At 71.2% G+C, this 14,074-nt stretch carries 10 protein-coding genes; 4 read left to right on the top strand and 6 right to left on the bottom strand.

The window, feature by feature from the left end; genetic code table 11:
* Positions 1-35 precede the first annotated feature (35 nt).
* Entirely contained in the window at positions 36-3,284 is a 3,249-nt protein-coding gene (locus tag IE258_RS02570; RefSeq protein WP_189738345.1) for a tetratricopeptide repeat protein, read from the bottom strand.
* Positions 3,285-3,836: 552 nt separating this feature from the next.
* Here IE258_RS02570 and IE258_RS02575 point away from each other — a divergent pair.
* From IE258_RS02575 to IE258_RS02590, 4 genes are all read left to right on the top strand, one after another.
* A complete protein-coding gene (locus IE258_RS02575) occupies positions 3,837-5,330 on the top strand; it encodes a xanthine dehydrogenase small subunit (protein WP_189738348.1) in 1,494 nt (497 codons plus the stop codon).
* A complete protein-coding gene (gene xdhB / locus IE258_RS02580) occupies positions 5,327-7,744 on the top strand; it encodes a xanthine dehydrogenase molybdopterin binding subunit (protein WP_189738351.1) in 2,418 nt (805 codons plus the stop codon). Before IE258_RS02575 ends, xdhB begins: the two co-directional genes overlap by 4 nt.
* 1 nt (position 7,745) lies before the next feature.
* Positions 7,746-8,555 (top strand): xanthine dehydrogenase accessory protein XdhC, encoded by an 810-nt coding sequence (gene xdhC / locus IE258_RS02585; RefSeq protein ID WP_189738354.1) that lies wholly within the window; start codon positions 7,746-7,748, stop codon positions 8,553-8,555.
* A gap of 191 nt (positions 8,556-8,746) precedes the next feature.
* Positions 8,747-9,250, top strand: a complete 504-nt coding sequence (locus IE258_RS02590; RefSeq protein WP_189738357.1) for a nucleoside deaminase — start codon at positions 8,747-8,749, stop codon at positions 9,248-9,250.
* Between the two features lie 115 nt (positions 9,251-9,365).
* Here IE258_RS02590 and IE258_RS02595 read toward each other — a convergent pair whose 3' ends face one another.
* The 5 genes from IE258_RS02595 to IE258_RS02615 form a co-directional block, all read right to left on the bottom strand.
* Positions 9,366-9,773, bottom strand: coding sequence for a PIN domain-containing protein (locus tag IE258_RS02595; RefSeq protein ID WP_189738360.1), 408 nt, complete (start codon positions 9,771-9,773; stop codon positions 9,366-9,368).
* On the bottom strand, positions 9,770-10,042 hold the full coding sequence (locus IE258_RS02600; protein WP_161377832.1) for a hypothetical protein: 273 nt from the start codon (positions 10,040-10,042) through the stop codon (positions 9,770-9,772). Before IE258_RS02600 ends, IE258_RS02595 begins: the two co-directional genes overlap by 4 nt.
* Positions 10,043-10,162: 120 nt before the next feature.
* Complete coding sequence (locus IE258_RS02605) at positions 10,163-12,151, bottom strand: hypothetical protein (protein ID WP_189738363.1); 1,989 nt, start codon at positions 12,149-12,151, stop codon at positions 10,163-10,165.
* Positions 12,148-13,311: a 5'-methylthioadenosine/S-adenosylhomocysteine nucleosidase family protein gene (locus IE258_RS02610; protein WP_189738366.1), complete on the bottom strand. Its 1,164-nt coding sequence runs from the start codon at positions 13,309-13,311 to the stop codon at positions 12,148-12,150. The genes IE258_RS02605 and IE258_RS02610 overlap by 4 nt, the downstream gene beginning before the upstream one ends.
* Positions 13,312-14,055, bottom strand: coding sequence for an NUDIX hydrolase (locus IE258_RS02615; RefSeq protein ID WP_189738369.1), 744 nt, complete (start codon positions 14,053-14,055; stop codon positions 13,312-13,314).
* Positions 14,056-14,074 lie beyond the last annotated feature (19 nt).

The raw sequence follows: 14,074 nt of genomic DNA on the forward strand, positions 1-14,074 counted from the left end.
CCGGTCGGCCGCCCCGAGGGCGGGCGGCCCCGGCCTCAGGCCGTGACCGCCACGCCCATCACCTCCCTCGCCTGGCGGCCCGGGACCATGCCCAGGCGCCAGGCCTGCCAGCCCGCCTCCAGCTGCACGCCGCGTTCCAGGAGGAGCTGGTAGGCGTCCACGTAGTCGTCCAGCTTGGTGTCACGGGCGGGATGACGGGCGCGGGACAGCTGGCTCAGCTCCTCCTGGGCGACCGCCGTGCCGATCTCCACCCCGCCGGGGGCGGCGTACGGCAGCAGCGTGCAGCGCAGGAAGCGGGCCCAGTCCTCGCCCCGCCGGTCGCCGTACCCGGCGAAGAGGGCGGCGGCCTCGTCGCACAGGGCCAGCGCCTGCGGCGTACGCGCGTTGCCCGCGTCCACGACCGCCAGCTCCAGGCACGTCCACGCCTCCCCGTGCCCGACGCCGATGCGCTGGAAGTCGGCGCGCGCGTCGACCAGGAGCTGCCGGGCGAAGCCGGAGTTGCGCAGCGAGCCGGTCTGGGCGGCCCGCTGGTCCCGGGTGACCCGCGCCGAGTGGTGCCGGGCGCAGGCCAGGCCGTACACGTCCCGCATCCGGGAGAACATCGTGCGGGAGCGTTCCAGTGCGCGCACCGACTGGTCCAGGGCGCCCGTCTCCTCCAGTGCCTGGCCCAGGTAGTAGATGCTCCACGCCTTGCCGCGCGCGTCTGCGTTCTCCCGGTGCCGGGTTTCCGCCCGTCGCAGCCCCTCCACCGCCGCGGACACGTCCCCGTCCACCAGCCGGGCCCGCGCCAGCTGGGTCAGCGCCCAGGCCTCGCCGCGGGCGTCCTGGGTACGGCCGTACAGGTCGAGGGCCACCCGCAGGTCCGTCTCCGCCCCCGGCACGTCACCCATGCGCAGGTGCAGCTGGCCGAGCTGGAAGTGGGCCCACGCCTGGCCGTGCACCGACTCGCCCGCGCGGTGCAGCACCAGCGACTCGGTGAGCAGTTCCAGGGCCTCGGCCAGCCTGGCCCGGTCGCGCTGCACCGCCGCCAGCGCGTGCAGCGTCCAGGCCCGGTCGGTGGCCAGCTCCGGTGCGGCCTGGAGGTCCAGCGCCTCCTGCAGCTTGGCCGCCGCGTCGGTCAGGTTCCCCTGGTGGTGCAGCGTGATGCCCAGGGAGCACAGGGCCCGCGCCGTCCCGGCGTCGTGGTGGGCGTCCCGGTACAGGTCGACCACGGAGGCCAGCGTCGTACGCGCCTTGTCCAGATCGCCCAGCTGCCGGGCCGCGATGCCGGTGCGCCACTGCACCGAGCGCACCAGCAACCCCTGGTCCACGGACTGCGCCAGCTCGCTGATCTCGCCCAGCCGGTACAGGTCGCCGCGCAGCAGGCAGTAGTCGCACAGCGCGCCCAGCAGGTTCAGCACCGCCCCCTGGTCGACGCCCTCCGCGTGCCTGAGCGCCGCCGTGATGAAGCTCGACTCGTCGTCCAGCCAGCGCAGCGCCTCGTCCAGGGACGTGAAGCCGTGCGGCCCGAACTGGTTGGAGCGGGTCGACATGTTGCCGTCGACCAGGCGCAGCACGGAGTCGGCCAGCTCGGCGTAGTTGGCGATGAGCCGTTCCTGCGCGGCCGTCCGCTCGGCGGGCTCCTCCTCGTCGGCGAGCCGGGCGCGGGCGAAGACGCGCACCACGTCGTGCAGGCGGTAGCGGCTGCCCCGGACATGGTCGAGCAGCCCCGCCCGCGACAGCGCCGTCAGCTGCCGGGTCGCCTCGGCCTCGTCCGTGGCCAGCAGCGCGGCGGCGGCCGCGGCGCCCAGCGAGGTGCGCCCCGCCAGTGCCAGCCGGCGCAGCAGCCGGCGGGCCGGCTCCGCCAGGTCGGTGTAGCGCAGCCACAGCGCCCGCTCGACCGGCTCCACCGGCCCGTAGGCGCCCAGGTCGGTCGCCAGCGCGCGCGGTGAGCGCGGGCCCAGCGACGACCCGGCGACCCGCAGCGCCAGCGGCAGCCCGCCGCACAGCTGCCGGATCAGCTCGCTCGACTCGGCGTCATAGGGGCCCGAGGCGTCCTCGGCCGCGGCGCCCAGCAGCTCCTCCGCGCCCGCCGCGTCCAGCGCCTCCACGGGCAGGTCGTACACCCGGGCGGGCAGGTCGGGCGGGAGCCGCAGTGCCTGGCGCGCGGTGACCAGCACCAGGCTGTCCGAGCGCTCCGGCACCAGCGTACGCACCTGCTCGGGGTCCGAGGCGTCGTCGAGGACGACGGTGACCGGGACGCCCGTCAAATGCTTGTGGTACAGCTCGGTGAGCCGCTTGACCTGATGGTCCGCGGAGGAACGCTCCCGGAACAGCAACTGCTCGCGCGGCGCCCCGAGCCGGTTCAGCAGGTGCAGCAGGGCGTCCCGGGTGCTCAGCGGCGAGGCCCCGCCCTCCGCGGAGCCGGCCGGTCCCGGTCCGTCGGATGCGGCGCCGCCCGCCCCGGACCCCGCCCCGCGCAGATCGACCAGGCAGGCCCCGCGGAAGTAGTCCCGCAGCTCGTGGACGGCCCGGACCGCCAGCGTCGTACGGCCGCTGCCGGGCGCCCCGTGCAGCACCACCACCGTCGGCTTCGTCTCCGTACTCGCGCGGGCCGCCTGCACCCACTGCCGCAGCCGCGCCATCTCCTGCCGCCGGCCCGCGAACACGCCCTCAGGTTCGGGAAGTTGGCCGAACGACTGCTCCAACGCGCTGCGTCCCCGGGCGGCCGCGCTCTTGTCGGCACCCCGCAGCTTCGGCCCGGTCTTGGCCGGACCGGTGGACGCGGCGAGCATCCGCTGCTGGTCCAGGAACGGCCGGATGCCGCGCACCTCCAGCGCGGTGAGCCACTGCAGCCGCAGCTGCTCGGGCCCGCCGGGCTGGCTGACCGCCCCGGCGCGGTGGTGGGCGGCCGGCACATGGGCCCCGACCACCTTGACCACGGTCGTCGCCGCGCCGACGACGCCGACCGTCACTCCCGCGCCGACCGCGGTACCGGTGCCGGTGCCGAGCGCCACGTCGGCCACCACCGCGGCGACCGCCGCCACGGCGGCCACCAGCAGGGGCGTGCCGGCGCCCTCACGGGCGTAGCGCTGGCGGAAGGTGAGCTGACCGGCCGCGGCCTCGTCCAGGGCGTGGGTGTAGGCCGCGTACTCCTCGCCGGCCGTGCCCGCCATGGCGTCCAGCGCCGCGCGGGCACGGGAGAGCAGGACGTTCCCGTCCGTGCGTCCGCCCGTGCGCCGTACCTCCTCCTCCACGGCTCGCTTGAGCAGCCCTTCGGCCTCCGCCCGATGACTGTCCCGCATGTCGCGCCCCCTCCGGCGGCATCGGTGTCCTGCCGGGTCGCCCCGGGCGCCCCGGTGGCCCCAGGTGTCCCAGGGGCCCTCCCGGCCCATCCCCGGGTCCTTCCCCGGTTATGCGTGGGTCAAGTGTGCTGCGGCGAGGAGACCCTGGGGAGGGCTGGTTCGCACCGGCCGGAGAAAACGACGAATTCCGCTCTTGACCCCCGGTGACCCCACCCACTAATTTGCGAGGGAAGCAGACCCATGACTACCGACAGGAGGCGACCGGCAGATGTACACCAACTCTGACCTGAGCCGCCTCGCCCGCCGCACGGTGTGGGTTTCGGGTCGGGTCGCGCACGGCTGCTGACACGCCGTTCCACTGTGCCCCCGCGTGGCACATTCCGGGTTTCTCCCTCACTTTCACCACTTCACGGCATGCCGTTGTCGCGTGCCGATGTGCGCTCGCCTCTCCACCGCGGCGCGTCCGGACATAGAAAGCTGCCTGAAATTGGCGAACATGATGAATCGACCTGTCCCGAATCGGCCCGCCCCGCGTCGAAATGAAGGTCTGTCATGGTGACGGCACGGATCACCGTCAACGGAAAAGAAGCGCCGATCGCACCGGCCGCACCCCACACCACGGTGCTCGACTTCCTGCGCGAGCGCGGCCTCACCGGCACCAAGGAAGGGTGCGCGGAGGGCGAGTGCGGCGCCTGCTCGGTCCTGGTGGCCCGCCCGGGGGTGAACAAGCCCACCGACTGGGTCCCGGTCAACGCCTGCCTGGTCCCGGTCGCGGCGCTCGACGGGCAGGAGGTCGTCACCTCCGAGGGCCTGGCCACCGTAGAGGCGCCCGGCACGCCGCCCGTCCTGCACCCGGTGCAGGAGGAGATGGCGGTCCGCGGCGGTTCCCAGTGCGGTTACTGCACGCCGGGGTTCGTCTGCAGCATGGCGGCCGAGTACTACCGGCCCGAGCGCTGCGCGCACGCGGACCGGGGCCCGGACGCGACCGCCGGCGCCGACGACGGCGACAGCGGCGACACCGAGCACGGTCCGAACGGCTTCGACCTGCACGCGCTCAGCGGCAACCTGTGCCGCTGCACCGGCTACCGGCCGATCCGCGACGCCGCGTTCGCCGTCGGCACGCCCAGCGACGAGGACCCGCTGGCCCGGCGCCGCGAGCAGGACCCGCCCGCGCCGGTCGCCACCGAGTACCGCCAGGACGACAGCGCCTTCCTGCGCCGGAGCACCCTGGCCGAGACGCTGCGGCTGCTGCGCGAGCGGCCCGACGCGGTGGTGGTCGCGGGCAGCACCGACTGGGGCGTCGAGGTCAACATCCGCTCCCGGCGGGCGGATTGCGTCATCGCCGTCGACCGGCTGCCCGAACTGCGGGGCCTGCGGGTCGAGTCCGACCACATCGAGATCGGGGCGGCGCTCACCCTCACCGAGATCGAGCGGCGCCTCGACGGCACCGTCCCGCTGCTGGCGCAGCTGTTCCCGCAGTTCGCGTCCCGGCTGATCCGCAACGGCGCGACCCTCGGCGGCAACCTGGGCACCGGCTCGCCCATCGGCGACAGCCCGCCGGTGCTGCTCGCGCTGGAGGCGTCGCTGGTGCTCGCCGACGCCGACGGGGAGCGCGAGGTGCCGCTGGCCGACTACTTCACCGGGTACCGGCAGAGCGTGCGCCGCCCCGGCGAGCTGATCCGCGCGGTGCGCCTGCCGCTGCCGCTTTCGCCGGTCACGGCCTTCCACAAGATCGCCAAGCGGCGCTTCGACGACATCTCCAGCGTGGCGGTCGCCTTCGCGCTCGACGTCGAGGGCGGCACCGTCCGCAAGGCGCGCATCGGACTCGGCGGCGTGGCCGCCACCCCGGTCCGCGCGCTCGCCACCGAGGCCGCCCTGGAGGGCAGGCCGTGGACCACCGAGACCGCCGAGGCCGCGGCCGAGGTGCTGCGGGGCGAGGGCACGCCGATGAGCGACCACCGCGCCAGCGCCGGCTACCGGGCCGCGATGCTCGGCCAGAGCCTGCTGAAGCTGTACGCACAGACCACCGAGGCGGTGCCGTCATGAGCCACCTGTCCGAGCGTCCCGAGAAGCCCGTCGTCGGCCTCTCCATGCCGCACGAGAGTGCCGTCCAGCACGTCACCGGCACCGCGCTGTACACCGACGACCTGGTCCAGCGCACCAAGGACGTGCTGCACGCCTACCCCGTCCAGGTCATGAAGGCCCGCGGCAGGGTGACGGCGGTACGCACCGAGGCCGCTCTCGCGGTGCCCGGCGTCGTAGGGGTGCTGACCGGCGCCGACGTGCCGGGCGTCAACGACGCCGGCATGAAGCACGACGAACCGCTCTTCCCCGACGAGGTCATGTTCCACGGCCACGCGGTCGCCTGGGTGCTCGGCGAGACGCTGGAGGCGGCCAGGATCGGCGCCGCGGCCGTGGAGGTGGACCTCGAGGAACTGCCCTCGCTGATCACGCTCCAGGACGCCATCGCCGCGGACAGCTACCACGGCGCCCGGCCCGTCATGACGCACGGCGACGTCGACGCGGGCTTCGCGGACGCGGCCCACGTGTTCACCGGCGAGTTCCAGTTCTCCGGCCAGGAGCACTTCTACCTGGAGACGCACGCGGCCCTCGCCCAGGTCGACGAGAACGGGCAGGTGTTCATCCAGAGCAGCACCCAGCACCCGTCCGAGACCCAGGAGATCGTCTCCCACGTGCTCGGGGTGCCCGCCCACGAGGTGACCGTGCAGTGCCTGCGGATGGGCGGCGGCTTCGGCGGCAAGGAGATGCAGCCGCACGGGTTCGCGGCCGTCGCCGCGCTCGGCGCCAAGCTGACCGGCCGCCCGGTCCGGTTCCGGCTCAACCGCACCCAGGACCTCACCATGTCCGGCAAGCGGCACGGGTTCCACGCCACCTGGCGCATCGGCTTCGACACCGAGGGCCGCATCCAGGCCCTCGACGCCACGCTGACCGCGGACGGCGGCTGGAGCCTGGACCTGTCCGAGCCGGTGCTCGCCCGCGCGCTGTGCCACATCGACAACACGTACTGGATCCCCAACGCTCGGGTCGCCGGGCGTATCGCGAAGACCAACACGGTCTCCAACACCGCCTTCCGCGGCTTCGGCGGACCGCAGGGCATGCTGGTGATCGAGGACATCCTGGGCCGCTGCGCGCCGCGCCTCGGCCTCGACCCCCGGGAGCTGCGGGAACGCAACTTCTACCGGCCGGGCCAGGGCCAGACGACGCCGTACGGGCAGCCGGTCACCCAGCCAGAGCGGATCGCCGCCGTCTGGCAGCAGGTCCAGGACAACGGCCACATCGCCGACCGAGAGCGCGAGATCGCCGCCTTCAACGCCGCGCACCCGCACACCAAGCGGGCCCTCGCGATCACCGGCGTGAAGTTCGGCATCTCGTTCAACCTCACCGCCTTCAACCAGGGCGGCGCGCTGGTCCTGATCTACAAGGACGGCTCCGTCCTGATCAACCACGGCGGCACCGAGATGGGCCAGGGCCTGCACACCAAGATGCTCCAGGTGGCCGCGACCACGCTGGGCATCCCGCTGCACAAGGTGCGCCTCGCCCCGACCCGGACCGACAAGGTGCCCAACACCTCCGCCACCGCGGCCAGTTCCGGCGCCGACCTGAACGGCGGCGCGGTGAAGAACGCCTGCGAGCAGCTGCGCGAACGGCTGCTGCGGGTGGCCGCGAGCCAACTGGGCTCCAACGCCTCGGACGTACGCATCGTCGAGGGCGTCGCCCGCACCCTGGGCAGCGACCGGGAGCTGGCCTGGGACGACCTCGTGCGCACCGCGTACTTCCAGCGGGTGCAGCTCTCCGCGGCCGGTTACTACCGGACCGAGGGGCTGCACTGGGACGCCAAGACGTTCCGGGGGTCGCCGTTCAAGTACTTCGCGATCGGCGCCGCGGCGACCGAGGTGGAGGTGGACGGCTTCACCGGCGCGTACCGCATCCGCCGGGTGGACATCGTGCACGACGTCGGCGACAGCCTGTCCCCGCTGATCGACATCGGTCAGGTCGAGGGCGGGTTCGTGCAGGGCGCGGGCTGGCTGACGCTGGAGGACCTGCGCTGGGACACCGGCGACGGCCCGAACCGCGGCCGTCTGCTGACCCAGGCCGCCAGCACGTACAAGCTGCCGAGCTTCTCGGAGATGCCCGAGGAGTTCAACGTCACCCTCCTGGAGAACGCCACCGAGGAAGGTGCGGTGTTCGGGTCCAAGGCGGTCGGCGAGCCCCCGCTGATGCTGGCGTTCTCGGTGCGCGAGGCGCTGCGGCAGGCGGCCGCCGCGTTCGGGCCGCGCGGGACGGCCGTCGAGCTGGCCTCGCCCGCCACCCCGGAGGCGGTGTACTGGGCGATCGAGTCGGCCCGACAGGGCGGCACCGCCGGGAACGGCCGCGTCCGCGACGAGGCGGCCGTCGGCGGCGCGGGCCGTACCGGCGTGGAAGCGCTGAGCGGTGCCTGACATGACCTGGATCGCCGCGGTCGCGCGGTTGCGGGCACGCCGGGAGCCCGGCGTGCTGGTGACCGTCGCGACCGTGCGCGGCCACGCCCCGCGCGACGCCGGCGCGAAACTCCTCGTGGGGCGGAGTGGGACCTGGGGCTCGATCGGCGGCGGCAACGTCGAGGCCGTCGCCGTGGACCGGGCCCGCGAGATGATCGCCGCGGCCGCACCGGAGCCGGAGCTGCTCGACTTCGCCCTGAACGACAAGGTGACCAACCGGCACGGCGTGCAGTGCTGCGGCGGCACCGTCGCCGTACTGCTCGAACCGCTGCCGGTGGTCCGGGCGGTGGCGGTCTTCGGGGTCGGGCACGTCGGACTGGAACTGGCGCGCATCCTGGCCCGTCAGGACCTCGACCTCCACCTGGTCGACAGCCGCGCCGAGCTCCTGACCGAGGAGCGGCTCGGCGTGCTGTCGGACGCGGTGGCGCAGGTGTACACGCACCACACGCCGCTGCTGCCGGAGGAGGTGCTGGCCGAGCTGCCGCCCGGCACCCACGTCCTGATCATGACCCATGACCACGCCGAGGACGCCGCCCTGTGCGACGCCGCCCTGCGCACCGACCACCTCGGTTCCATCGGGCTGATCGGGTCGGCGGCCAAGTGGGCGCGGTTCCGCAAGCGCCTCGCCGACGAGGGCGGCCACGACGACGCCGTCATCGACCGGATCAAGACCCCGATCGGGCTGGCCGACATCACCGGCAAGGAGCCCGCGACCATCGCCGTGAGCGTCGCGGCGGACCTGCTGCGCACCTTCGAGGCCGACGGGGACTGACCCCGCCGGGGCGGTTGTCCTCCCTTGTAGGAATCTACGAAGCGCCGGTCGCAGCCTGCCCGTAGTTCATGTATTCGGCCCCTGGCCGGGTCTCGTAGGCGAGCTGTGTACTGCTCCTACGCATCCTCCCCGTGAAGCGCACAGGCCCGCACGCCGTACTCCGCACGCCGCCTGCCCAAGAAGGAGCACGCATGACGACCGACACCCTCGAGACCGGCATCCGCGAGTTCGAGCGCGCCTGGATGGACAAGGCCATCGAGCTGGCCACCACCAGTGTCCGCAACGGCGGCGGCCCCTTCGGCGCCCTGATCGCCAAGGGCGGCGAGATCGTCGCCCTCGGCAACAACCAGGTGACCGCGGGCCTCGACCCCACCGCCCACGCCGAGGTCAGCGCCATCCGCGCCGCCTGCAGGGCACTCGACACGTTCAGCCTGGAGGGCTGCACCCTCGTCACGTCCTGCGAGCCCTGCCCGATGTGCCTCTCCTCGGCCCTGTGGGCCCGCGTCGACCGCCTCGTCTTCTCCGCCGACCGCCACGACGCCGCCGTGGCCGGCTTCGACGACCGCAAGTTCTACGACCTGTTCGAGAAGCGCCCGCAGGCGAACTGGCCCATGACCGTGGAACACCTCGACCTGCCCCACCGCACCCAGCCGTTCGACGCCTGGATCGCCAAGACCGACCGCGTCGACTACTGAGCACAAGCCCTTCCGGGGGCCCCGGCCGCCCCGCCCGTACGCCCCACACCCGTGGCGTATGGGCGGGGCGGCGGCGCGTACGCAGCGAACTGGCGGCCCCAATGGTCGGCGATGCTCACACGTCTTTGATGACCACACGCTTTCCGCAGAGCTTCGACCAGTCGTCACGGTCGGAGGTCAGAACGATCACCGGATCCGGGGCGCGGAGCGCGAGCGCGGCAACGAGGGCGTCGATGGCGTACTTGTGTCCGTGCAGCCCACCCGCGTCCCGAAGCAGCGCTACCGCGGTCAGGGAGTCCTCCTGGCTGACCGGATCCACCTGCAGTCGGGACAGCACCCACTTCAGGCGCGCGAAATGGGTCTTCCCCTGTACGGCCTCGACAATGGTCAGCGCGGAGACGAGGACAGGGACCCCAGCCTGCCGGGATGCCTCGATACGAGCCGCCATCCGGCGGTCGTTGCACAGGAGTTGAGAGAGCGCCTCGGAGTCGAGCACCAGGGAGCGGGCCGGACGCTCCTTCACGCAGCACCCCGTTCGACACGATCCGTGTTCTCTTCTCCGAACAGCTCGCGACGAGCGGCTTCCACCTCCTGCTCCGTGAGTGCGCCGTGCTCCTCCTCATGAGCCGCGACGATCTCTCCGAGTCCGTCCATGGCGAGCTGATGCCTGACGGCCTCCGTGATGTAACTGGACAGGCCGCGTCGGCCGGCCCTTGAGCGGAGCTCACTGACCAGCTCGGAGGGCATGGATACGGAGATGTTCTCGGTGACTCCGGCTCGGTTCTGCTTCATGCAGCCAGTGTAATATCTCTTCTATTACAGTGGCGAGAGCTACTACGGAGTGGTGGCGTCGGCCCGTCGAATTGGTTGCCTCCGGTCCACTGCGGTCTGCAGTCGCTCTCGATCTCAGGATCAGTCGGCGATCTGGAGCGGGGTCAGGTTGTCGGGGTTGTGTCGTTCGATCCAGCCCTTCCCGTCTGCCGCTATCCCTTCCAGGAGACGGAAGGTGTGGGTGAAGCCGGCCGCGCTGAGGCTGATCGCGGAAATCTCTTGGGCGTCCTCATCCGGTGCCAGTTGATGGGCATCCGCGTCCTTCACACGGAACTTCCGCGCCGGTCCGTTGGTGAGGACGAGCTCCAGGTCGTAGCCGACGTCGACGTTCTCCGTCACCTGTACCGAGGACAGTGCGTCGAACCGGTAGTTGCTCCGCTGCTCGTTCTTGCGTGTTGCGTCGGAGAACTTGAACTCGGAGCTGATCTCTCGGATGCCGTCCCGGGTCAACAGGAACAGGTGGATGACGTAGTGCGAGTACCGCCATGGCCCGCCCCGGACCCGGCCCCGTTTGGAGGAGGATGCGGGGGCCACCAGGATGGTGTGTGTGATCAGGTCGCGCCAGGCGAGTCGGTGATGCCGCAGCGCCTCATCGACGAAGGCCGTCTTGTCGCAGGTGAGCCAGGTCTCCATTTCCAGCTCGCTGGGGCGGGTCTCGTCCAGGAGTGCCTTCCAGCGCTGGTGCGCGATCTGTCGTGCAGCCAGCTGCTCCTGGTACTGCTGGGTCTCGCGGGTCACTCGGTGTCTTTCACGCTGCACCTCCAGCCACAGGTGAGTGGCCGCGTGCCCGGACCAGGCCGCGCCGAGCAAGGCCAGGAACGCCCACAGCGGCCGTGGTTGCTCGGCCCCCGAGACCGCCGTGACGAAGCCCGACAGAGCCGCGGTCCCGAGAACGGCGAGGGCTACCACGGTCAAGACCTTCGTGCTGGTCGGAGTCCGGCCTCGGTGGTACAGGTCGAACAGGGTGCCGTTGTTGTGGCGGTTCCGGGCGTCCTCGGCGAGGTACCGGATCAGCCAGGTGACCCGATCCACACCGGTCCGACTCTCCCGGTAGAGGTCCGCGATCTCGGCGGCGAGGTGGCTGCGGACATCACTGGTGTGTGTGAGCCAAGTGTCCGGGGTGAACCCGTGGGGTGTGCGGACGCTGAAGTAGTGATCGAACTTGTTGCGGACGCGTTTGGTGAACCCGTCCTCGTCAGGTGCGGGGCTGTTCGGCTGCGGGACGACGGCCCCGACCGCGAGGTTTGGCCGGGATTCTCGGCCCCACCACTGGAGGCCACCTCGGGCTGCGGTGCGACCGGCGCCGAGTGCCACCAGTAACTCGACGGCCGCCCGGGTTGGATTCTCGATCAACGCCAGCGTTACAAGGGCCACACTGCTGACCAGGAACAGGACGATTCGAACCGGGAGGGCCGCCTGGGCAGCGGTAGCCGCAGCGGTGATCGGGCGGGGCGGTGTGGCCCGCGCCCCGATGGGGGGCGGCTCGAAGTAGGCCCAGACTCGCCGGGCCCGGTCGTTGCCGAAGCGCTCCGCCCCGGCGCGTTCGAGGGTCTCCGCCCACAGGTCGTCCTTCAGCCCACCGGTGAGCATGAGGTCGAGGTGGCGAAGGATCGCGTTGCGCTGGAGGGACGGCAGGTCCTGCAGCTGCTTCAGTACGGAGCCGGTTTCTCCGCTCGTGGTGCCGAGCACCGCCAGCAGATCGAAAGTGACACGCAGAGCTTGCTTCCACTCGTCCTCGGGGTAGTTGCGTACGATCCCGGAGACGTAGCGCAGCCGTTGGACCTCTTCGGCGCTGAGGTCGTCGTACGTGCGTGCGCTGAACATGGCGAGCACCCAGTGGAAACGAACCTCCGCGCCGCTGTGGCTGTGAGCGATCGCATCAGAAATCATTTCGCGGGCGGTGCTGGGAATTCCGTCCTCCAGAAGCCGCACGCCCACTCTGTACTTCTCCTGGGGAGAAGCGTCCGGGTGGACGAAGTAGACGTTGGAGTTGTGTACGGTCCCGGCCTGGATCCCGACGTTGGAGTCGTACGCGGCCGAGCTGTACGCGGCACCGTTGTTGTCGCTCATGCCCGGTCACCGGCTGCGGCAATCAAGGGCGTCAGCTGGGCCACCAGCGCAGGGCACTCCGCGACCAGTCCGCGCAGCCTCCTGAGCGTCATGGCCGCCCGCTTCGCCGAATCAGGCGTGTTCCTCCCGGCCGACCGGAGGGCGGAGTCCAGGCCGGCCAGGGCCTCCTGATACGTGTCGTCGTCGAGGGCACCTTGAGCGTGGTGGCGCCCCAGCTGCACGCGGAAGCCCTTGAGTTCCTCGACCAGGCCCACCGGGCCGGACTCCCGCGGAGCCGCGTTGACGTGAACGCTGCTTCCCGTGACCGTGCCCGCCATGATGCCGACGGTGCTGTTATGGGCGGTGTTGCTGACCTGTCGGTCGGACCGGTCGGCCGCATGGCCCCTGTCGTCTGGGGGCACGACGGTCTTCTCCGGTTCCCCCGCCAGTTCCACTGCCAGCCGGGTGGCGAACGCCGCGGCGTTCGCTGCGGCCTGCGGCTGCCAGTTGCGGTCGTCCGTGCTGTTCTTCGTGCCGTCTGCCCGGTCGCTGATTCCTCGGATGATGGCTACCGGGGCCCCATTGAGATGGCCGGCCTGTGCCACACCGGCCGCTTCCATCTCGATGGCGAGTGCGTCGTTGTAGTGCTGCCGGATCCACTGCGCCTCCGCCGAGATCCTTGAGTTCTGGACGATCTCGCCGGCGGCGATCGCCCCGAAGCGCACCTGAGGTGCGTCCTCATGACCGGAGCCGGAATCCGCCCAGTCGTTCAAGCGGGCCAGGTGCGAGGCGAGTTGGCTGATGCCGTGCGGTGCCTCCCACACCCGTGGGCGCGCCTTGAGCCCGTCGTCCTCGCTGGTCCCCCCGTGGTAGGCGTACACGTGTGACGCCATCACCACGTCACCCAGCCTGGTGGCGTCCCACAGGGCACCGGCGACGCCGACGAACAGCACGGCAACCGGTGAGAACTCTTGAATTGCGCGTTCGGCGATCACGGCGGCGGAACCGTTTCCCTTGCTCGTCAGACCGAGTGCGACTCGGCACGACGCACCCTGCACGGTTCCCACCTCGAACCGCGTACCACGCTCATGGCGGTGCACCTCCACACTCGCCAGCCTCTCGCGCACGGCCTGATACTCGAGATTGAGAGCGGTGAGAATCACCACCGGGCCTTTTGGCATCTATTCGTCTCCCCCTGTCATGGTCTGTCCCTTCGCGGGCGGTGCCGGTCGGGTCAGCGGTGGGACCAGCACGGTTTTCGGGCCGGCCTTGTACAGCCGAGCGGGTCGTCCGCCCGTGGTTCTCCGGTCCGTGCCGGCGGGGATGATGAATCCCTTCGCGGCTTGGACCTTCCGGTAGAAATTTCGGGTGTCGAGTGCGGTGCCCCAGACGGCCTCGTACACCTGTTGCAGCTCCGCGATGGTGAATTGCTCCCCGCAGAAAGCTGTGGCCAGCGACGAGTATTCAAGCTTGGTGCGCGCGTGTTCGATCCCGTCCGTGGCGATTCGGCGGTGATCGAAGGCGAGCTCTCTTTCGCCGGACAGCACGGCTTCGGCGGGAACCCATGCGGCATCGGTGGCATCCGTTCCGGCGACCGGATCGGGCAGCCCCGGTGCGATCGCCAGGTGTGCCACGGAGACGACTCGGCCCCGAGGGTCGCGGCCCGAGTCCCCGTACACGGCCAGTTGTTCAAGGTGCACCCAGCTGGACGCCAGGGCCGTTTCCTCGTTCAGTTCGCGGTGGGCGGCATCCAGAATCTCCTCGCCGTCGTGATTCAGGAATCCTCCGGGGAGGGCGAGCATGCCCCGGAAGGGATCCTCGCCCCGCTCCACCAGGAGGATGTGCAGGTCGCCTTGCCGCAGCGTCAGGATCACGAGATCGACCGTCAGCAGTACAGAAGGCGGTGACCAAGCGTCATCTTGCATAACACGCACGGTACTTCGT

This window comes from Streptomyces tendae, assembly GCF_014650435.1.
Lineage (GTDB): Bacteria > Actinomycetota > Actinomycetes > Streptomycetales > Streptomycetaceae > Streptomyces > Streptomyces tendae.